The organism is Collimonas silvisoli, assembly GCF_018305005.1.
GTDB lineage: Bacteria > Pseudomonadota > Gammaproteobacteria > Burkholderiales > Burkholderiaceae_D > Collimonas > Collimonas silvisoli.
The window spans coordinates 1-19776 of sequence record NZ_JAGQEG010000030.1 but is presented as its reverse complement, the minus strand read 5'-3'; the positions used below and the strand labels follow the sequence as shown (position 1 = coordinate 19776).

Sequence of the window (19776 nt, the reverse complement as noted above, 5' to 3'; positions counted from 1 at the left end):
GGCGACTCCTTGTATATAAGCATATGCAAGAAAATTAGTTGACGGCTAGTATCTGTATCGAATATAAAGACAGTATGAAGTCCAGTCGATTTGCCGTGGCGGCACATATATTAGTCAGCGTCGAGTACGCTACCAGGGGCGGGGAAGTGTATTTCCCTTCCACCGCCATTGCTGCCAGCGTCAATACCAATCCGGTTTTTGTGCGAGAACTTTTGCGCAAGCTGAGCAAGGCCAGGCTGGTGCTGACCAAGGAAGGCAAGGGCGGCGGCGTGCAACTGGCGCGGCCGGCGTCAGCGATCAACCTGGCCGAGATCTATCAGGCAGTGGAGGAGGGGCCGGTGCTGAAGCACAATACGCGCTCGAAAGACCTTTGTTGTCCGGTCAGCTGCGGCATGGATATGGTGCTTGATCCGGTGGTGTCGGAAGTGGAAGACGCCTTGCTGGAGATTCTGAGGGAAAGAAAATTGTCTGAGCTAGTCAACAAGATCGGCAAGATTGCCGACAAGACTAAAAAGTAGTGGTTTTTTTATGATTAACTGTATAGAAATTAAATACAGTTAATTCGGCAGATGGATCGTTTTTGATCCTATTTTTATATTCTTAACTGTATTAAAAAATAATACAGTTAAGTTAGGCCTTATCAGACGTAAAACGAACAGGAGTTTCACATGGAAAAAAATCTGGCTACGGTCACGGTCAGCGCCCAAAACGACAGCCTACTCGATCTACCCACTCCCGTCAGCAGCGCGCCATCAACCTTGCGTTCCTGGCTGTCGGTAGTGGCGGTGGCGACCGGCGCTTTCGCCTTTGTGACAACCGAGTTTCTACCGGTCGGCCTGTTGCCGCAAATCGCCCGTGACCTTGGCGTTTCGCCCGGCACGGCGGGTTTGATGGTGACTACGCCCGGGATCATCGCCGCGATCTCGGCGCCGGCCTTGATGCTGGGGGCGGGGCGCATCAACCGCCGGCTGATCTTGCTGGCTTTGTCGGTCTTGCTGCTGGCGTCCAACCTTGTATCGGCGATGGCGCCGGGTTTTGGCGCGATGCTGCTGGGACGGGCTTTGCTGGGCGCGGCACTGGGCGGTTTCTGGACGCTGGCGCTGGCGACTTCTGCGCGGCTGGTGCACGAGGAGCACGCCGCCAAGGCGACCGCCATGATACTGACCGGCGTTACCTTCGCCACGGTGATTGGCGTGCCGCTCGGGACATTTATCAGCACCCTGGCTTCCTGGCGCGCATCGTTTGTCGCCACCGGCGTGCTGGCTGCGGTGGCGCTGGCTGCGCAAGCATTGCTGTTGCCGTCGCTGCCGTCGAAAGCGGCAATCCGCCTTGCCGATTTGCGCGCCTTGCTGGGGCGCGCTAATACCCGTAAGAGCTTGCTGATGGTGGCGCTGGTGTTTGGCGCTCACTTTTCGTCCTACACCTATGTCACGCCGTTCCTGGTGCAAAGCGCCGGATTCAGCCTGCCTGCGATCACCTCGATATTGCTGGGCTTCGGCTTGGTCGGTTTCATTTCGAATTTCGTGATCTCGACTACCGTCAGCCGTAGCTTGCAACTTTCGCTGTTTGTGGTGGTGGCGATACTCATGGCTTCCCTGCTGGCATTGCCGCTGTTGCACGCTTCCCAGGCCGGGGTGGTGTTCATGATATTGGCGTGGGGCGTTGCATTCGGCGCTATTCCCTTGTGCCTCAGCATCTGGCTGCAATTGTCCTCGCCTGATTTGCCGGAAGCCGGTTCCGCGCTGTTCGTTAGCATCGTTCAGGTGGCGATCGCGGTGGGTTCATCCGTCGGCGGGGTGGTGGTCGATTCGCACGGCATCCACGCCACCTTGTGGCTGGGCGGCGCTTTGGCGCTGGCCGGCCTGGCAGTGATCGCCAGTTTTGGCATCAATAACAAGAAGCTGGGCGAAGTATTGAGTAGGTAATTCGTGAATCAATTTCGCTTCTGATTGCCATGCGACAGGCGAAAAAAAACGCTGCGGATAATCGGCAGCGTTTTTTTTCAAGCGGGAGGTATTAACCGCGTTTCTTGAACTCGTTGGTGCGTGTGTCGATTTCAATCAAGTCGTCCGAGCTGACGAACAATGGCACCATGACTGTGTGCTGATTGGCTTCAATCGCATTTTCAATCTTGGCTTCTTTCAGGACGTTGCCCGAAGTGTTGCCTTTGACCGCTGGCTCCGAGTACACAACCTGACGCACGATAGTTGTCGGCAGTTCGACCGAGATTGCCTTGCCGTCGTAAAAAACAGCTTCGCATTCCATGCCGTCCTTCAGGTAGTGCAAAGCATCACCCAGGTTTTCTTCTTCAATTTCATACTGTTCGTAGTCGGCGTCCATGAACACGAACAGCGGATCGGCGAAATACGAATAGGTCACAGGTTTCTTGTCGAGCACAACTACGTCAAACTTGTCGTCGCCACGGAAAACGTTTTCCTGCGGGCTGTTGGTCAGAAGATTCTTCATCTTCCACTTGTAAGTGAAGCCCGTGCGGCTCGAACCGTTGACGTCGGAGCGCAAAACGATCATAGGCTTACTGTCAACCATAATGATGTTGCCGACACGAATTTCTTTTGCTGGTTTCATAGCGAATATACGTAAAAAGTAGGTTACATAAAAATCATCTGTAGCCTACTGGCAAAAAGCGCCGCAAGCCCACGTATGATTGAATTTTAAATTGCCTTAAAAATTAGCCCTATATTTTAACCTAATTTTGAGAATCTCTTAAGCTACTGTTTCGGCAAACTTCAGTAAATTGGACATCAGGTCGCCATTTTCTAACAATTGGCGCTGCCAATCCGTGGCCATGATGATAATTTTTGGCAGCTCGGCCTCGAATTGCGGCCATAGCGCGGCCCAGTCCACCGCTTCTTTTGCGGCTTCATTCCAGCTCAAAGAGAACTCGGCCAGGCTGTCCGTTGTGGCCGTATAGCGCTGCAAAAATGCATTTAATTTAACGTGATGCAAGTCTTCGTCTTGCGGATAGATATGCCAGATAAAAGGCTTGCCGGCCCACTGCGCGCGGACGAAGGAATCCTCGCCTCGGACAAAATTGAGGTCGCATGACCACAATAGCTTGTCGTAGTCCGGCTGGGGAATAAAGGGCAGCACCCGCACGGTCAAGGCGTCGCGGGTCGCCGTTGCTCCGGCTTTCGCGGCCTGCCCAAGAAATGCTTCGACTGCATCGGCGGCAACGCCTTCCGGCACCAGGCAGGTAATCGCTTTGCCGCCGCTTTGCCATACCTTGAATAGAGCCGCTGCCGGCGCCTGCGGGTAGCAGAATAAGGAGACCTTCAGGGATGCCGTCTCCGGCGGCGTGACGCCGAACTGGCCGAGAAAAGCCGCGATTGCAGCTTGATCATGTTGGAATGCCTGGCGCTGTTGCAGCAATCCCGATTCGAGCAGCAGCCCGCCGGTTTTGCCGGTGAAGCCGGGAAAGAAGAAATATTTTGTCAAAGACCGCGATTGCGGCGAGGGCAGTGCATGACAACCTTCCACCCATGCTTCCGCGCTCAGTCCTTCCAGGTTCAGCCACACAGGATGCGGTACGCGCTCTGCCATCGCTGCAATATAGGCGGGCGGTATGTCGCAGGCAAAAAACTCGATCACGATATCGGCCACGTCGCTGACAGTAAATACACCGTTCTGATCGGGCCAATGGCGTACCGTCACAGCGCCAATCTGTTGTACCTCAAGATCGATAGCGACTTCCGGGCAAATCCGCTGGAAACTGCGCAAATCGTCCACCCATAAAGTGACGGCAATGCCATGTTCCTGCTCCAGTTGCCTTGCCAGACGCCAGCAGATCCCTATGTCGCCATAGTTGTCAACGACTTTGCAAAACAATGCCAGCGATGTTGCCTGATGTTTTTTCGGGAGGTCCAAGATTCAAATTCCAATAGTAATTACTGCCTTTTTATTGCCAGGCAGTTTTGCATTTGGCCATGTAATGTAATAATGCCAGCCCCGTATGATACTGGACGATGAAAGATGACCGATGTGCGCGACCTGATTGCCAATCTGACGCTGGCAGTAATCGATTTGGCAGGGGCTGTGGCGCAAGTAGCGGAAACCATGCCGGAGCACACCCAGGCGCAAATCAACGATTCGCTGAATGTGGCGGTGACCAAGCTGGAGCAGGTGGCGATCGCCATCGCCGCCGGTGAAGGCGGAGACGGCAATGTGAATGGCGCGGTGGCGGGAATTGAAGCCGAAGTTAAAGCTGGATCTGAAGCTTAACGCGGCTAAGCAGCCTGGCCGAATCTGGCGTGTTCCAGCAAATGGCGGACGATGATCCGGTGAAACGGCATGATCGTCGCCAGGTAAGTCCGTCCCAAAAGATTATTGGTCTTGACCACGGTGGTGAGGGTCACCTGGGTGCCGGTAATGCCGTCTGGCGCAACTGTCACGCTGATCCTGAAATCCAGATGCTTGTCGTTGAATCCCAGCACTACTTCCTGCCGTGATTGCGAGACGATAGGAAAGCCGCCAACCGTGTGCTGCGATGCATTAGGATCATCCACCCCCATTTCAACCGTTTTCAATTGAAACAGCCGCACCAGCCGGTTGCGCGTCGCGTTCAATTGCTTGATCCAGCCGGATGGATTCCTGATGATGGCGTCGGTGGCCTGGCGCGCGTCCAGACCCGGGATGGCAGTCTGGACCTGGTAAGCGTCGACAAAATCATGGCCGGGCAACAGCGACCGGCAACTGATGCTCGGCGCTACCGGGGTTGCCGTTGCAGCCGCTGCGGCGCTCATTTTTTGCCACTCCTGGCCCGCTCATGCTCGGCCGCCGCTGCACTTTCAAAGCGCTCACGGGTGGTTTCTTCGTCGCGGCTGCCGAAGGCGTAATTCGCTTCCAGCCACATGACGTTGATAATGCCGAAAGCCAGCGCCAGGCCGACTCCTAGAATCCATGCGAAGTACCACATAATTTTCTCCTGTATTCCGATTGTCCGGTTACACGGTTAGTTGTCTGATTAATAAGCAGTGTGCTGGTTGTCTTCAATATGCTGCAAGGTGACCTTGCCGCGCATCACCCGATACACCCAGCTGGTGTACAGCATGATGGTAGGCAGCATGATGGCCACCACCCAGAACATGATGCCCAGCGTCTTGTGGCTGGATACCGCATCCCAGATCGTCAGGCTGCTGTTGGGATTGAGCGAAGAGGGCATGATGAACGGGAACAAGGAGGCGCCGGCTGTCAGGATGACGCCGGTCACGCTGAAACCGCTGGCCAGGAACGCTGCCATGGGCTTGCTGGCGGCGCTGAACACTACGCACAGCAGCGCGCCGGCGACGGTGACGGCCGGCAAAGCCCAGATGGCAGGCCAGCGCGCATAGTTGTCGAACCAGGCGCCATTGGCCGTGACCACGGTTTTGACAATCGGCATGAAGGCGCTATTTGCGTCCGGCATGCCGGTGATGCGATAGCCGTGGATGCCGAAGGCGACCCAGAAACCGCCGGCGACAAACAGCAGCACGGTCGCCAGCCCGGCAACCTTGGCCACGCTGCGAGCCCGTTGCGCAATCAGCGCATCGGTCTTGACTTGGAGGTAAGCCGCACCATGCATCAGCAGCATGGCAACGCTCAACAAGCCAGCCAGCAACCCGAACGGATTCAACAACTGGAAAAAGTTGCCGGTATATTCAACCCGCATGGTGTCGTCATAGTGGAAAGGTACGCCCAGGAACAGGTTGCCGAACGCCACGCCGAAAATCAGCGGCGGTACGAAACCGCCGGCGAACAAGCCCCAGTCCCAGGCGTTGCGCCAGCGCGTATCGGCCACCTTGCTGCGGTAGTCGAAGCCGACCGGGCGGAAGAACAGCGAGAACAGCAGCAGCATCAACGCCACATAAAAACCGGAAAACGCGGCGCCGTATACCAGCGGCCAGGCGGCGAAAATCGTGCCGCCGGCGGTGATGAACCAGGTTTGGTTGCCTTCCCAGGTGCTGCCTATCGAGTTGATGATGACGCGCCGTTCGGCATCGGTCTTGCCGATGAACGGCAACAGCATGCCGACGCCGAAATCGAAACCGTCGGTCAAGGCGAAGGCGATCAGCAGGGCGCCGACAAAACCCCACCAGATTATTTTTAATGTTTCATAGTCAAAGATCATGGTTTTCCCCTTATGCCTTGGCGGTGGTGTCGTGAGCGACGATTTTCTGGTCTAAGGTTTCCCAGTGGTATTTGCCGGTATGCAGGCTGCTTGGTCCCTTTCTTGCATATTTCACCATCAGTATCATTTCAATGACGAACAGGAAGGTGTAGAAACCGAGGAAGCCGGCCAGGCTGAAATACAAGCTGCCTGGCTGCAAGGTCGAGGCCGACAGATGGGTCGGCAGCACGCCGGAGATGGTCCAGGGCTGGCGGCCGTATTCAGCCAGCAGCCAGCCTAGTTCGATCGCTACCCACGGCAATGGAATGCTGTACACCGCCAGGCGCAGCAGCCAGCGCTGCTTGGCCAACTGCTTGCGGATCAGGAAATAGAACGAGGAGGAGAAGATGAACAGGAACAATAATCCCAGGCCGACCATCAGCCGGAACGACCAGAACATCGGTGCGATTTTGGGAAAGGTGTCGTTGACCGCCATGGCGATTTGCTCAGGCGTGGCGTCGACCACGTTCGGCGTGTATTTCTTTAACAGCAGGCCGTAGCCGAGATCGTGTTTCAGCTTATCGAAATCGGCAATTGCTGCGGGCGATTTGTCGCCGCCTTTGAGGCGGGTCAAGGCGGCGTAAGCCAGCATACCGTTGCGGATGCGTACTTCATGCTCCTTTTTCAGATCGTGTATGCCGGCAACTTGCTTGTCCACCGAACGGGTGCCGATCAAGCCCAGCACGTAGGGGATCTTGAAAGCGTAGTCGGTACGCTGCTCTTTTTCGTTGGGCCAGCCGACTACGGTAATGCCGGCCGGCGCCGGTTCGGTATGCCATTCAGCCTCCATGGCGGCCAGTTTGACCTTGTTGACTTCGCCGGCGGTATAACCGGATTCGTCGCCCAGCACGATCACCGACAGCACCGAGGCCAGGCCGAAGCCGGCGGCAATCGCAAACGAACGCAAGGCAAACGCGGTGTCGCGGCCTTTCAGCAGGTAGTAGGCGGAGATGCCGAGCACGAACATGGAGGCGGCTACGTAGCCGGCCGACAAGGTGTGGACGAACTTGACCTGGGCCACCGGATTGAAGATGACGTCGACGATGCTGGTCAGCTCCATGCGCATGGTTTCATAGTTGAACTCGGCGCCTACCGGATTATTCATCCAGCCGTTGGCGATCAGGATCCACAGCGCCGACAGGCTGGAGCCGAACGCCACCAGGAAGGTAACCAGCAGATGCTGGACCCGCGACAGGCGATCCCAGCCAAAGAAGAACAGGCCGACGAAAGTCGATTCAAGGAAGAAGGCCATCATGCCCTCGATCGCCAGCGGCGTGCCGAAGATATCGCCGACGTAGTGCGAGTAGTAAGACCAGTTGGTGCCGAACTGGAATTCCAGCGTGATGCCGGTGGCAATCCCCATGGCGAAGTTGATCCCGAACAATTTGCCCCAGAAGCGCGTCATGTCCTTATAGATCGGGCTGCCGGTCATCACATAGACCGACTCCATGATGACCAGGATCCACGCCAATCCTAACGTGAGCGGTACGAATAGAAAATGGAACATCGCGGTCGCTGCAAACTGCAGGCGAGATAGCGCGACGACTTCATCAATAGGAATCATTGCTGGGTCTCCAGGGTGGATGAGCGGGAAGGGTGGGATGGGAGCGCAACCGGCGGCGGGCTCAGGAAATGCTGTTCGACCAGTGCGGTCGGCATGCGCATCTTCTTGGTTTGCGGTTCGGAGAAGAAGGCTTTCCAGAGCAGCGTCAGCAGGGTAATCTTGACGATCAGGATCAGGCCGATCTCGACCGCCAGCGGCAAGCGCGTGAATCTTTTTTTTGCGGAGAAAGACAGCATGCGTCTAATCCTTTGGATGAGTCGTCAGTTGCAGGTCAGGGTGATCGTGACGGGTTTTGCTGCTGCTGGAGGAGACGCCGCGGAATTTGTCGCGCACGTCCAGCAGTTTCTTGACCTTGGAGCCCATCTTCATCAACGACGCCAGGGTTTCCGGAGACAGGCGTTGCACATCGTCGAACCAGGAACTGGACAGTTCGATCAGGTTGTACATCTCACGCATACGTTGTTGCGCCTGCTTGTCGGTGTCGTTGGCGGGATTTTCCAGTAATGCGTCGCGCAGCATTGACAAGGTCGGCTCGATCTCGCGCCGGCGGCGCTCTTCCAGCAAGGTCTTGAAAATGTCCCAGATATCCTTGGGCGGCTCGAAATATTCGCGGCGGTCGCCCGGCTGGTGCAACAGCTTGACCAGACGCCAGGATTGCAATTCCTTCAAGCCCATGCTGACATTCGAGCGCGAAAAAGTCAGGTAGTCGGCTATCTGGTCAGCATTGAGCGGCTGGCCCAGCACGTAAAGCAGCGCATAAATCTGGCCAACAGTGCGATTGATGCCCCAGCGGCTGCCCATTTCGCCGAAGTGCGAGATGAAGCGCTGGGTCAGTGGCGTGAGAGGTGTGAGCGGACTGCTTGCGCCTGGGATATTGCTGGAAGGAGTGGAAGGCATCATGTTTTGAATTTTCAGTAATTACTGAAATATAAGGCAAAACAGAAATATAGGATAAAACAGGAATTTTTGCAAGACTGTTGTCATGGAGTAATTGAATACTGATTCAATTAAATGGTTTGGTGTTGCTCCAGCAACTAAGTTGATGTTGCATCGCACGATGGGGCTTTGAGCCGTTATAATTTCGAGCTGAGAAGGTTTTTGCAGCAAATTTTTATTATTGACGAGAGCACACCATGAGTCTGAATCAAGTATCGGCCGGGCGCGATTTGCCAAACGATTTCAACGTCATCATCGAAATTCCGATGAATGCCGATCCGATCAAATACGAAGTCGACAAGGAATCCGGCGCGATTTTTGTTGACCGCTTCATGGGGACTGCAATGCACTACCCATGCAACTACGGCTATATCCCGCAAACCTTGTCGGAAGACGGCGATCCGGTCGACGTGCTGGTGATCACGCCGTTCCCGTTGTTCCCTGGCGTGGTGGTGCGTTGCCGTCCGATCGGCGTGTTGAAGATGTCGGACGAAGCAGGCCAGGACGCCAAGCTGCTGGCGGTGCCGGTCGACAAGGTGCTGAGCATCTACACCCACTGGCAAAAGCCGGAAGACATGAATGAACTGCGCCTGAAGCAGATCCAGCATTTCTTCGAGCACTACAAGGATCTGGAAAAGGGCAAATGGGTCAAGATCGACGGCTGGTTTGGTCCGGACGAAGCGCGCCAGGAAATCCTGTCGGGCGTAGAGGCTTACAAGAAATCCACTGCTGCATAATCCGCCTGCGCAGACCTACTGCGCAACTCAATCTCTGGTCTGCGATGCTCACTGTACTTTCGTACAGTTGCGCTTCTCGATCAGACTACTTGAGCCAAGTCAGCGTGGCTGAGGTTACGGTCTGCGAAGGCGGCACAGAGTTCTCTGATTCCCCCGTTGCGTCATTCCCGCGAACGCGGGAATCCATTTTCGCCGCCATACTCAGCAACCTGGATTCCCGCGTTCGCGGGAATGACGGGGCTGCCATATGGGGGAATTGTCCCTAACTGAACGGCATTAGTGCCCCGATGCGCTTTTTTATTAGCGTGGCGCTTTTACCAGCAAAATCAGGCGGCCGCCAAACTGATTCAGCAACAAGCCGCACAGCACCAGTAGTCCGGCCATGATTTTCCATGGCTGCAGTGCTTCACCCAATACCAATGCCGCGCTCAGCATGCCGGCCACCGGCACCAGCAGCGAGAACGGGGCGACGGTGGCGGCCGGGTATTTGCGCATCAAGGTCGACCAGATGGCAAAACCGAGGATGGTGGTCGGATAAGACTGGAACAGCACAGCGCCGGCCGATACCCAGTTGAAACGGTTGGCCGCATCCTGCCAGGCGGACAGGCCTTCGAGCAGCAGCGAAGCCAGCAACAAACCGGGTACTGCCAGCAGCGAACCCCACACCACCAGCGCCAGCGGATTGATCTTGCCGATTTTTTTGGTGACGATATTGGCGGCGGCCCAGCTCAGGCCGGCGCCGACCACCAGCAGGAAGCCGGTGACGGTAGCGGCGCCGTCCAGATGCGCGGCCACCAGGCCCATGCCGGCAAACGCAATCAAGGCGCCGAAAATCTGCGCGGTGCGTGGGCGTTCTCCCAGGATCAGGACTGCCAGCCCGACGGTGAAGAAGACTTGCAGCTGCATCACCAGCGACGCCAGGCCCGGCGCAAATCCCAGTTTGATCCCATAAAACAGCAAGGAAAACTGGCCGGCAAACTGCAAGCCGCCATAGGCGATCAGCAAGCGCCACGGAATCGCCGGCCGTTTGATGAAAAATACCAGAGGCAAGGCGGCAAAAATAAAACGCAGTGCGCAAAACAGGATGGGCGGCAAACCTTGCAGGCCGATCTTGATCACGACGAAATTGAAACCCCAGATGGAGACAGTCAATACTGCCAGCAAAATGTCGGTGGCTTGCATGTGGGAGTGCTCCGCAAGAGAAGGATGAAACAAGTTTATTGTTTCTGTATGATGATTAAATCAGCTTTTATAAAATCATTGTTTCCCTATAAAAAATATGATCGATTTGCAAAGAATGGTGGCGTTTGCCGCGGTGGCGGATCACGGCAGCTTCTCGATTGCGGCGGCGCGGCTGCAAGTGTCGAACTCGCATATCAGCAAACAGATCAGCGCGCTGGAGCGTGAGTTGCGGGTGCGCCTGCTGCAGCGGACCACGCGCAGCCTCAGCCTGACCGAGGCCGGCGAGGTGTTTTACCGGCGTTGCAAGGCCATCTTGTCGGATGTGGCGGAAGCGGAGCAGGAGGTGCTGCGTCGCCAGGATTCGCCCCAGGGCATATTGCGGGTGACGGCGCCGGCCAATTTCTCTAATGTCTGCCTGCCGGATATCGTTTGCAATTTCATGCGGCAGCATCCGGATATTGAGCTGGAACTGACGCTGTCCGACCAGTTCCTCGATTTAGCCGAGCGGGGCATCGATGTGGCGTTGCGCATCGCCACCACGCCGCCGGAAAACGTCCACGCACGCATGCTGTATCAGATCGACTGGAGCGTGGTCGGCAGCGTCGAGTATTTCGCCACGCGCCGCCAGCCGCAAACATTGGCCGAATTGCCGACCTACGATTGCCTTGCCGATAACGTGATGTCGGCCAAGGATGTCTGGCAATTCGAGGAGCTTGGCGGCAAGCAGGCGCAGCGCCATGAAATCAGGATCAACCCGCACATCAACTGCAATAACAGCGTCTGGCTGCGTGAATGCGTGCTGCGCGGGATGGGAATAGGTTTGCTGCCGGATTACATGATAGGAGCCGACCTGGCGCAAAAGAAGCTGATCAAGCTGTTGCCGCAATATGCGCCCTTGCCGCGCCGCCACCTGTATGGCATCTATTTGCCGAACCGTTATCTATCCTCCAAGGTCAGGTTGTTCCTGGAAGCGGTGGAGCGGGGGTTGAACCCTTGAGCCGCCTCACGCTTCGCAATCTCTAGGGGAGAGTTTTCGTTGCTTCGCCGGCGGATTGTCCGGGCGCTACCCCGGATAGACAGTGTCTACGGAAACCCCAATTCAGTCATCTTATCGGACAACATACAACTATAATCCCGGAGCTGTGAACTGGAGCTGTAAATCAGCCTGGAGCAGAGTCAGCGGGCCTGGTTGCGATGCGGCCACTGGCGAGCATTGCGTGTTACTCAGGAATTCATTGCGAACAGCGCTCTTGAAAGCCGGTGCTGTTTTATTTTTTGAAGAATATTTTCAGGCAAATCTTGCGGAGTAATAATTTAAGTTGTACGATGACAGACGTCAAGTGACGCGAAATGCAATAAATCACCTTCGCTTTTATCAACCTTTTATCGACGACCATCATGTTCACACCACAAGACCTGAAACAAATTCTCTCTTCTGGCTTGCTTTCTTTCCCGATTACGGACTTCGACGCAGGCGGCAATTTTGTCTCCAAGCCCTACGCAGATCGTCTGGAATGGCTCGCGCCATATGGTGCAACCGCGCTATTTGTTGCCGGTGGAACAGGCGAATTCTTCTCCTTGACCCCAGAGGATTACACGCAGGTTGTAAAGGTCGCAGTTGAAACTTGTCGCGGCAAAGTGCCTATCCTGGCTGGCGCCGGCGGCCCAACCCGTACCGCGATTGCCTATGCGCAAGAGGCAGAGAAGCTAGGTGCGCATGGCGTGCTGCTGATGCCTCACTATCTGACGGAAGCGAGCCAAGATGGCTTGGTAGCGCACATCGAAGCAGTCTGCAAATCGGTCAAATTCGGTGTGGTTGTGTACAACCGCAACGTATGCCGCCTGAATGCAGAATCGCTGCTGCAACTGGCTGACCGTTGCCCCAACCTGATCGGTTTTAAAGACGGCATAGGTGAAATCGAATTGATGGTCACGATCCGCCGCAAACTGGGCGATCGCTTCACTTACCTGGGTGGCTTGCCTACCGCAGAAGTGTATGCCTCCGCCTATAAGGCAATAGGCGTGCCGGTATATTCCTCCGCAGTGTTCAATTTCATCCCAAAAACCGCCATCGATTTTTACGAAGCGGTGCGCACTGACGACTTCGCGACGACCAACCGCCTCATCGACGACTTCTTCTTGCCGTACCTGGCGATCAGGAACCGGAAGTCCGGTTATGCCGTCAGTATCGTGAAAGCCGGGGCAACCTTGGTCGGCCACACTGCCGGCCCGGTACGAACGCCATTGACGGATATGACGCCGCAAGAATGCGAACAGCTTGATGCACTCATCAAATCCCTTGGTCCGCAGTAGGTCTCCACAGCAAGTCACCTAAGTATCCCGAATTATCCCGAATGACTTTGCGCGCCCCGATTCCTTACCTGGGCGCCGTCCGAATATGCTCCAAGGAGACAGTCTTGAATACTGAAATAAATGGCAACATGCTCATCGGCGCCAGTTCCACGCCAGGATCCTCGGGTCCCTTCCGCGCCATCAATCCTGCTACGGGACTGGCGCTCGATCCCGTGTTTGGCGGCGGCGCCGTCGCCGACGTCGAACGCGCCTGCATGCTGGCAGAGCAGGCATTCGACATCTACAGGGAGGCATCGCTGGAGCAGCGCGCCGAATTTCTTGAACAGATCGCGCAAAATATCCTTGACCTGGGACCGGCATTAATTGAGCGAGCGATGCTGGAATCCGGCTTGCCGCAAGCTCGCCTGGAAGGTGAACGCGGCCGTACGGTAGGCCAGCTGCGCCTGTTCGCCAAGGTAGTCAGGGATGGACGCTGGCTCAACGCCACGCTCGATTCCGCCCTGCCGGAGCGCAGCCCGCCCCGTCCCGATTTGCGTCTGCGCAAAATCGGTCTGGGCCCGGTAGCAGTATTCGGCGCCAGTAATTTCCCGCTTGCATTTTCTGTTGCAGGCGGTGACACGGCGTCTGCGCTGGCAGCGGGCTGTCCGGTTGTGTTGAAGGCGCATGGCGCCCACCCTGGCACCTCGGAACTGGTAGGCAAAGCAGTACAGGCAGCAGTCGCCAGCTGCGGATTGCCCGAAGGCGTATTCTCAATGCTGAATGGTGATGGCCGCACCATCGGCCAGGCGCTGGTGGCGCATCCCGCAATCAAGGCGGTCGGCTTCACCGGTTCGCGCCAGGGTGGTGTTGCGCTGATGAAGACCGCGGCGCAACGCCCTGAGCCGATTCCCGTCTACGCAGAAATGAGCAGCATCAATCCCATGTTCATGCTGCCTGACGCGATGGCGCAACGCGCCAGCAACATTGCCAGCGGATTCGTGGATTCACTCACTTTGGGTTCCGGTCAGTTCTGCACCAACCCGGGACTGGTCTTTGCCGTTGACGGCGATGCGCTGAACAAATTCTGCGATACAGCAGCCGTTGCACTGCGGGCGAAAGCGGGCAGCACCATGCTCACGCCTGGCATTCATTCCGCATTTAACAGCGGCGTGGAACGCTTATCCAAAGCCGAACACGTCAGCCTGCTGGCGCGCGGACAGGCCGGCGCCAATGCTTGCTCGGGACAAGCAGCCCTGTTCGTGACCGATGCGGCGACCTTTCTGTCAAATCCGGCCCTGGAAGAGGAAATATTTGGCGCCAGCTCGCTCATCGTCAAATGCAAAGACGTCGACCAGTTCAAGCAGATTGCAGAACATCTGGAAGGGCAGCTGACCGCAACCATGTTCCTGACTGAAAACGATCGCGACGCCGCCCAGGCACTGTTGCCGGTGCTGGAACGCAAAGCCGGCCGCATCCTGATCAATGGCTACCCGACCGGCGTGGAAGTGTCGCATGCGATGGTGCACGGCGGCCCTTTCCCTGCTACATCCGACAGCCGCAGCACATCGGTAGGCGCCACGGCGATCGATCGTTTCCTGCGCCCGGTCAGTTATCAGGATTTGCCGGCATACCTGCTGCCGGCAGCGCTACAAAACAATAACCCGCTCGGACTATGGCGGGTACGTGACAGCGAGCTGGTTCAATCATGAAAACGCCGTGTGTCGTTTCATTGCGGGTAGTACCCGCCTCTCATTCCAGGGTGAAAATTGAATAACAAAATGCCTTGCATGGTCCGCTAAAAATATAACAGGTCCGGCAAGCCGAATCTAAGGAGACAGCAACATGGGTACGCTTCTATCAACTGGCGCTGAAGGCGATGTCGCAAGCAATCGCAATGTCCGAAGCGAATTGGACGTTGCGATCAGTAAGGTGAAATGGCGGATATTGCCTTTATTCGTCATCATGTTCATCGCAAACTACATAGATCGCGTCAATATCGGCTTCGTCCGCTCCCATTTGCAAACGGACCTCGGCATAGGCGCCGCGGCATTCGGGCTCGGAGCCGGTCTGTTTTTTGTGGCCTATGCGGTATTCGAGGTGCCTTCGAATATCCTGCAGCAGCGTGTTGGGGCGAAGGCCTGGCTGACTCGCATCATGTTTACATGGGGAGTCGTGGCTACGGGAATGGCGTTCATCACCGGTGAGACATCGTTCTATGTGATGCGCCTGTTGTTGGGAGTTGCAGAAGCCGGCTTCTTTCCAGGCGTCGTGTATTACTTTACCCAGTGGCTGCCGAACAGCGAACGCGGGAAAGCAATGGCGATTTTTCTGAGCGGGTCGGCTTTGGCTTCGGTGATTTCAGGCCCGCTTTCCGGCGCACTCCTGCAGATCGAAGGCGGCGGATTTCATGGCTGGCAATGGATGTTTATTATTGAAGGCCTCGCATCTATTGTCTTGTGCCTGGTAGTCTGGTTCAGACTCGACTCCCATCCGCGCGACGCGAAATGGCTGACCGATTCCGAGCGAAGGGCTTTGGCGGAGGTTATCGATGCCGAACAAAAGGAGCGCGAGGCCAATCGGCCAAAACATATGAGTTCGCTTTCATTGTTGAAAGATGGCCGTATCGCGCTTTTCTGTTTCATCTATTTTGCGATCCAGCTTACCATCTATGGCGCGACGTTCTGGCTTCCAAGCATCATCAAGAAAATGGGGCATTTCAGCGACTTTCAGATCGGCTTGTTCAACTCCATACCTTGGCTGATCTCCATCGTTGCAATGTACATTTTCGCCTCTCTGGCGGCGCGCTTCAAGCATCAGCAGATGTGGGTGGCCATAGCCCTCATTGTCGCGGCCTGCGGGATGTTCATGTCAACCACGAGCGGCCCTGTCTTTGCGTTTGTGGCGATCTGCTTTGCAGCGATAGGATTTAAGGCCGCTTCCTCACTTTTTTGGCCGATTCCTCAAGGCTATCTGGACGCCCGGATCGCGGCAGCCATTATCGCGCTGATCAATTCATTGGGGAATTTAGGCGGCTTCGTTGCGCCAGCAACCTTTGGCTATCTGGAGCAAAAAACAGGGTCGATCCAGGGCGGATTGTATGGCCTGGCCGCTGCATCGATAGTTGCGGCAGCGTTGGTCTTCCTGACTAAAAAGCAGCGGCGGCAAACCTGCCAGGCCGATCTTGATCACCACAAAATGACGTGAGGCGGCTAGAGCGAGGCTGACCGAAACGGATTGCGATCATTCAGTTCGTCCATGTAGCTATCGATGCCGTCAGCCTCGCGCTCCAGGAAATTGGCTACCGCGTCGGCAAAGGCTGGATGCGCCAGCCAATGCGCCGACCAGGTTTTTTGCGGCAAAAAGCCGCGCGCCATCTTGTGCTCGCCCTGGGCGCCGCCTTCAAAGCAAGCGACCTTTTGTTCGATGCAGAATTCCAGCGGCTGGTAATAGGCGGTCTCAAAATGCAGGCAGGGTACGAATTCCAATGCACCCCAATAGCGGCCGTACAAGGTTTGATCGATATAAATCAATAGCGACGACGCTATCGGCCGGCCGTCGCGTTCGGCCACGATCAGCAGGATATTCTGCGGCATGCTGGCGCCGATCCTGAGGAAAAAATCCAGGTTCAGATAGGGCGTGGAGCGATGCGCCGCATAGGTTTGCGCATAGCAGCGATTGAAGAATACCCAGTCCGCCTCGCTCGCGTCTTGCCCGCGCACCCGGCGCAAGCGCACGCCGGCATCGACTACCTTGCGCCGCTCGGCCAGGATATTCTTGCGCTTCTTGCGTTCCAGCGTATCGAGAAATTCGGTGAAATCGCGATAACCCGGATTCAGCCAATGGAACTGGACACCGCTGCGCAGCATGAATCCGGCCTGTTGCAAGGCGCCGGCTTGGGCCGCGGGTGGATACAGGATGTGGGTGGACGAGGTCTGCGTATCTCTCCGCAGTGACTTCAATACATCGATCAGCGCCGTCCGCGCCTGCTCGTCGCGCGCCAGCAAGCGGCCGCCGGTGACCGGCGTAAACGGAATCGCCGACAGCAGTTTCGGGTAATACTCCAGGCCGTTGCGCTCATAGGCATCGGCCCAGGCCCAGTCGAACACGTATTCGCCGTAGGAGTGAAACTTGACATACAGAGGCAGGGCGGCAATCAGCCGCGGCCGCCCGTCAACTTGGTCCCACAGAGTCAGGTATTGCGGCTGCCAGCCCGATTTTTCCGCAGCGCTGCCGCTTTCGTGCAAGGCGTGCAGAAAGGCAAATGAGAGAAAAGGATTGGCGTCGGCTTGCAAGCCAAGCAGTTCGTCCCACACCGCCTGGCCGATCTCGCTCAGGGATGAAACGATGCGCGTGGTGGTCTTGGCTGTTGTCTGGGTTGTCGTCTTGTTAATCAAGGACTTGGCTAGCCGTGAATAGGAGGGCGAAAGAGAGAAGTTTAGCACCGTCGTCGGCGCTCTGCCGTTCGCTCTTAAGGGTAAGCCATTAGCGTGCGATAATTGCACTCATCAAGCAGAGCGCAGGAAGAATGATGACAACGACGATGACAACTAATAAGTTTCTGAACCTTTACTCCCATGATTTTGCGCGCGTCGCCGTCGCCATCCCGAATTGCCGGATCGCCGACCCGGCCTTTAACGCCGCCGAAACTATCGTGCTGGCCAAGCAGGCGCAGCAGCAAGGCGCCGTGCTGGTAGCGTTCCCGGAACTGGGTTTGTCCGCCTACACTTGCGACGACCTGTTTCATCAACGCGCTTTGCTGGATGCCTGCGAAGCCGCCTTGGCCACAGTAGTGGCCGCTTCGGCCCAACTGCCGCTGGCCATGATCGTCGGCTTGCCGTTACGGGTCGAACATCAATTGTTCAATTGCGCCGTCGTGATTGCCGGCGGCCGGATTCAAGGCGTTGTGCCGAAGAGTTACCTGCCGAATTACGGCGAGTTTTACGAAATGCGCCAATTCAGCGCCGCTGAGAATACCGCAGTACGGCAGATCCAATTGTTTGGCGACAGTGTTCCATTCGGCACCGGCCTGCTGTTCGAAGTGAGCAACCTGCCTTTGCTCAGATTCCATGTTGAGATTTGCGAAGATGTGTGGGTGCCGATTCCGCCATCGTCGTTTGCCGCGCTGGCCGGCGCCAGCGTGCTGGTCAATCTTTCCGCCTCCAATGTGGTGGTGGGGAAAGCCGGCTACCGCCATCAACTGGTGGCGCAGCAATCCGCGCGCTGCCTGTCGGCGTATTTGTATACCTCGGCCGGCAAGGGCGAATCGTCTACCGATCTGGCCTGGGACGGCCAAGGCTTGATTTACGAGAACGGCGAACTGCTGGCAGAATCCGAGCGCTTCCTGGACAGCTCGCACGTCATCTTTGCCGATGTCGACCTGGAGCGGCTGTCGCGGGAACGGATGCGCCAGACTACTTTCGGACAGTCGGTGCGGCGTCATGCCGAGGAAGTCGCCAGATTCGAAGTGATCCGTTTCGAGCTGGCCTTGCCCTTGGATAAGGCTTTGCCGCTGGCCAGAACGGTCGAGCGCTTCCCCTATGTTCCGGCCGATCCCAAACGGCGCGACGAACGTTGCACCGAGGTCTACAACATCCAGGTACAGGCGCTGGTTCAGCGCTTGTCCGCCAGCAAGATATCCAAGGTGGTGATCGGCGTTTCGGGCGGCCTGGATTCTACCCATGCCTTGCTGGTATGCGCTAAAGCAATGGATCGTTTGAACCTGCCACGTTCACATATCCTGGCGTACACCATGCCAGGTTTCGCCACCAGCGACCGCACTTTGCAGCAGGCCCGGCAATTGATGCAGGTAGTCGGCTGCACCGCGGCGGAAATCGACATCCGTCCGAGCTGCCAGCAAATGTTGAAAGACCTTGGCCATCCTTATGCCGCAGGGCAAGAGCAGTTCGACATCACCTTCGAAAACGTCCAGGCCGGCGAGCGCACCAACCACCTGTTCCGGCTGGCAAATTTCAATCATGCGATTGTCATCGGCACCGGCGATCTGAGCGAGCTGGCCTTGGGCTGGTGTACCTACGGCGTGGGCGATCACATGTCGCACTACAACGTCAACGCCAGCGTGCCGAAAACCCTGATCAGCCACCTGGTGCGCTGGGTGGCCGAGACCGGCGCTATCGGCAACCAGGGTTCGGATGTGCTGTTGAATGTGCTGAACACCGAGATCAGTCCGGAGCTGGTGCCAGGAAAGGCCGGGGCTGGGAGCAAGCCTGAACAGATTACGGAAAACGTCATCGGGCCGTACGAGTTGCAGGATTTCAATTTGTATTACATCCTGCGTTACGGCTTCGCACCGTCGAAAGTCGCCTTCCTGGCATTTTCTGCCTGGCAAGACAAGACCAAAGGCAGCTGGCCGCACGACGCCGAGGTGGCCCGGAACCAGTACGATCTGGCGGCGATCAAGCGCAATCTGGCAATCTTCCTCGACCGCTTTTTCCGCACCAGCCAGTTCAAGCGCTCCTGTGTGCCGAACGCGCCCAAGGTCGGCAGCGGCGGTTCCTTGTCGCCGCGCGGCGATTGGCGCGCGCCTAGCGATTCGGAAGCGACCGTGTGGCTGAATGATCTGGCGAATATTCCCGACTGAGCGTTCGCCTACCCAAAATGGGAAAATGCGCAGAAAAAAAGCGCGATGTTATGCGTTTAGATGTACATATTGTTTTACGGTGATAGACAAATAGAGATTTTCATATACTCTCTGGATTGTGCTTTCACCAAGCTGTATCGCGGTTCCGGATACGCGCGCCGCAAAGATTTATGTTTAATGCCTAAAGGAGTTGTCATGAAACAAATTACCGCCGTTATCAAACCCTTCAAACTGGACGAAGTGCGCGAAGCCCTCGCCGAAGTGGGTGTCACTGGCCTGACCGTGACTGAAGTAAAGGGTTTTG

The 19776-nt window shown here is 56.4% G+C and carries 20 protein-coding genes; 10 read left to right on the top strand and 10 right to left on the bottom strand.

Annotated features, from left to right (window positions below):
• The first annotated feature begins 74 nt into the window (after window positions 1-74).
• Both KHU33_RS10290 and KHU33_RS10285 read left to right on the top strand, forming a co-directional pair.
• Complete coding sequence (locus KHU33_RS10290; protein WP_211462757.1) at window positions 75-518, top strand: Rrf2 family transcriptional regulator; 444 nt, start codon at window positions 75-77, stop codon at window positions 516-518.
• Window positions 519-668: 150 nt separating this feature from the next.
• On the top strand, window positions 669-1925 hold the full coding sequence (locus tag KHU33_RS10285; protein WP_211462756.1) for an MFS transporter: 1257 nt from the start codon (window positions 669-671) through the stop codon (window positions 1923-1925).
• A 91-nt stretch (window positions 1926-2016) separates the two neighbouring features.
• Here the strand turns inward: KHU33_RS10285 and KHU33_RS10280 are convergent, their stop codons facing one another.
• Both KHU33_RS10280 and earP read right to left on the bottom strand, forming a co-directional pair.
• On the bottom strand, window positions 2017-2586 hold the full coding sequence (locus tag KHU33_RS10280; protein ID WP_211462755.1) for an elongation factor P: 570 nt from the start codon (window positions 2584-2586) through the stop codon (window positions 2017-2019).
• A 138-nt stretch (window positions 2587-2724) separates the two neighbouring features.
• Complete coding sequence (earP, locus tag KHU33_RS10275) at window positions 2725-3885, bottom strand: elongation factor P maturation arginine rhamnosyltransferase EarP (RefSeq protein ID WP_211462754.1); 1161 nt, start codon at window positions 3883-3885, stop codon at window positions 2725-2727.
• A gap of 105 nt (window positions 3886-3990) precedes the next feature.
• Here earP and KHU33_RS10270 point away from each other — a divergent pair, with 105 nt between their 5' ends.
• Window positions 3991-4239, top strand: a complete 249-nt coding sequence (locus KHU33_RS10270) for a hypothetical protein (protein WP_211462753.1) — start codon at window positions 3991-3993, stop codon at window positions 4237-4239.
• Between the two features lie 5 nt (window positions 4240-4244).
• Here KHU33_RS10270 and KHU33_RS10265 read toward each other — a convergent pair whose 3' ends face one another.
• The 6 genes from KHU33_RS10265 to KHU33_RS10240 are packed head-to-tail and all read right to left on the bottom strand — an operon-like array spanning window position 4245 to window position 8624.
• A complete protein-coding gene (locus KHU33_RS10265) occupies window positions 4245-4760 on the bottom strand; it encodes a DUF2867 domain-containing protein (RefSeq protein ID WP_211462752.1) in 516 nt (171 codons plus the stop codon).
• Entirely contained in the window at window positions 4757-4933 is a 177-nt protein-coding gene (gene cydX / locus KHU33_RS10260) for a cytochrome bd-I oxidase subunit CydX (protein WP_211462751.1), read from the bottom strand. Before cydX ends, KHU33_RS10265 begins: the two co-directional genes overlap by 4 nt.
• 48 nt (window positions 4934-4981) lie before the next feature.
• Window positions 4982-6124 carry a cytochrome d ubiquinol oxidase subunit II gene (cydB, locus tag KHU33_RS10255; protein WP_211462750.1) on the bottom strand — a complete coding sequence of 381 codons (1143 nt, stop codon included), beginning with the start codon at window positions 6122-6124 and terminating at the stop codon, window positions 4982-4984.
• A 10-nt stretch (window positions 6125-6134) separates the two neighbouring features.
• Window positions 6135-7727 carry a cytochrome ubiquinol oxidase subunit I gene (locus KHU33_RS10250; RefSeq protein WP_211462749.1) on the bottom strand — a complete coding sequence of 531 codons (1593 nt, stop codon included), beginning with the start codon at window positions 7725-7727 and terminating at the stop codon, window positions 6135-6137.
• Complete coding sequence (gene cydP, locus KHU33_RS10245; protein WP_211462748.1) at window positions 7724-7963, bottom strand: cytochrome oxidase putative small subunit CydP; 240 nt, start codon at window positions 7961-7963, stop codon at window positions 7724-7726. Before cydP ends, KHU33_RS10250 begins: the two co-directional genes overlap by 4 nt.
• A 4-nt stretch (window positions 7964-7967) precedes the next feature.
• The gene (locus KHU33_RS10240; protein WP_211462798.1) at window positions 7968-8624 is read right to left on the bottom strand and encodes a GbsR/MarR family transcriptional regulator; all 657 of its coding nucleotides are present in this window, start codon (window positions 8622-8624) and stop codon (window positions 7968-7970) included.
• A gap of 236 nt (window positions 8625-8860) precedes the next feature.
• Between KHU33_RS10240 and ppa the strand changes: the two genes are divergently transcribed.
• The gene (gene ppa, locus KHU33_RS10235; protein ID WP_211462747.1) at window positions 8861-9400 is read left to right on the top strand and encodes an inorganic diphosphatase; all 540 of its coding nucleotides are present in this window, start codon (window positions 8861-8863) and stop codon (window positions 9398-9400) included.
• A gap of 300 nt (window positions 9401-9700) precedes the next feature.
• Here ppa and KHU33_RS10230 read toward each other — a convergent pair whose 3' ends face one another.
• A complete protein-coding gene (locus tag KHU33_RS10230) occupies window positions 9701-10582 on the bottom strand; it encodes an EamA family transporter (protein ID WP_211462746.1) in 882 nt (293 codons plus the stop codon).
• A gap of 97 nt (window positions 10583-10679) precedes the next feature.
• On the opposite strand from KHU33_RS10230, the gene KHU33_RS10225 reads away from it, so the two are divergent.
• From KHU33_RS10225 to KHU33_RS10210, 4 genes are all read left to right on the top strand, one after another.
• The gene (locus tag KHU33_RS10225; RefSeq protein WP_211462745.1) at window positions 10680-11579 is read left to right on the top strand and encodes a LysR family transcriptional regulator; all 900 of its coding nucleotides are present in this window, start codon (window positions 10680-10682) and stop codon (window positions 11577-11579) included.
• 401 nt (window positions 11580-11980) lie between these two features.
• On the top strand, window positions 11981-12895 hold the full coding sequence (gene kdgD / locus KHU33_RS10220) for a 5-dehydro-4-deoxyglucarate dehydratase (protein WP_211462744.1): 915 nt from the start codon (window positions 11981-11983) through the stop codon (window positions 12893-12895).
• Between the two features lie 128 nt (window positions 12896-13023).
• Window positions 13024-14583 carry an aldehyde dehydrogenase (NADP(+)) gene (locus KHU33_RS10215; RefSeq protein WP_211462797.1) on the top strand — a complete coding sequence of 520 codons (1560 nt, stop codon included), beginning with the start codon at window positions 13024-13026 and terminating at the stop codon, window positions 14581-14583.
• Between the two features lie 133 nt (window positions 14584-14716).
• Window positions 14717-16078: an MFS transporter gene (locus KHU33_RS10210; RefSeq protein WP_211462743.1), complete on the top strand. Its 1362-nt coding sequence runs from the start codon at window positions 14717-14719 to the stop codon at window positions 16076-16078.
• A 5-nt stretch (window positions 16079-16083) separates the two neighbouring features.
• Here KHU33_RS10210 and KHU33_RS10205 read toward each other — a convergent pair whose 3' ends face one another.
• The gene (locus KHU33_RS10205) at window positions 16084-17268 is read right to left on the bottom strand and encodes a GNAT family N-acetyltransferase (protein WP_230414174.1); all 1185 of its coding nucleotides are present in this window, start codon (window positions 17266-17268) and stop codon (window positions 16084-16086) included.
• Window positions 17269-17414: 146 nt separating this feature from the next.
• Between KHU33_RS10205 and KHU33_RS10200 the strand changes: the two genes are divergently transcribed.
• On the top strand, window positions 17415-19472 hold the full coding sequence (locus KHU33_RS10200) for an NAD(+) synthase (RefSeq protein ID WP_211462742.1): 2058 nt from the start codon (window positions 17415-17417) through the stop codon (window positions 19470-19472).
• A 195-nt stretch (window positions 19473-19667) separates the two neighbouring features.
• Window positions 19668-19776, top strand: a 109-nt coding sequence (locus KHU33_RS10195) for a P-II family nitrogen regulator (protein ID WP_329956040.1), incomplete at its 3' end; no start/stop codon positions are given.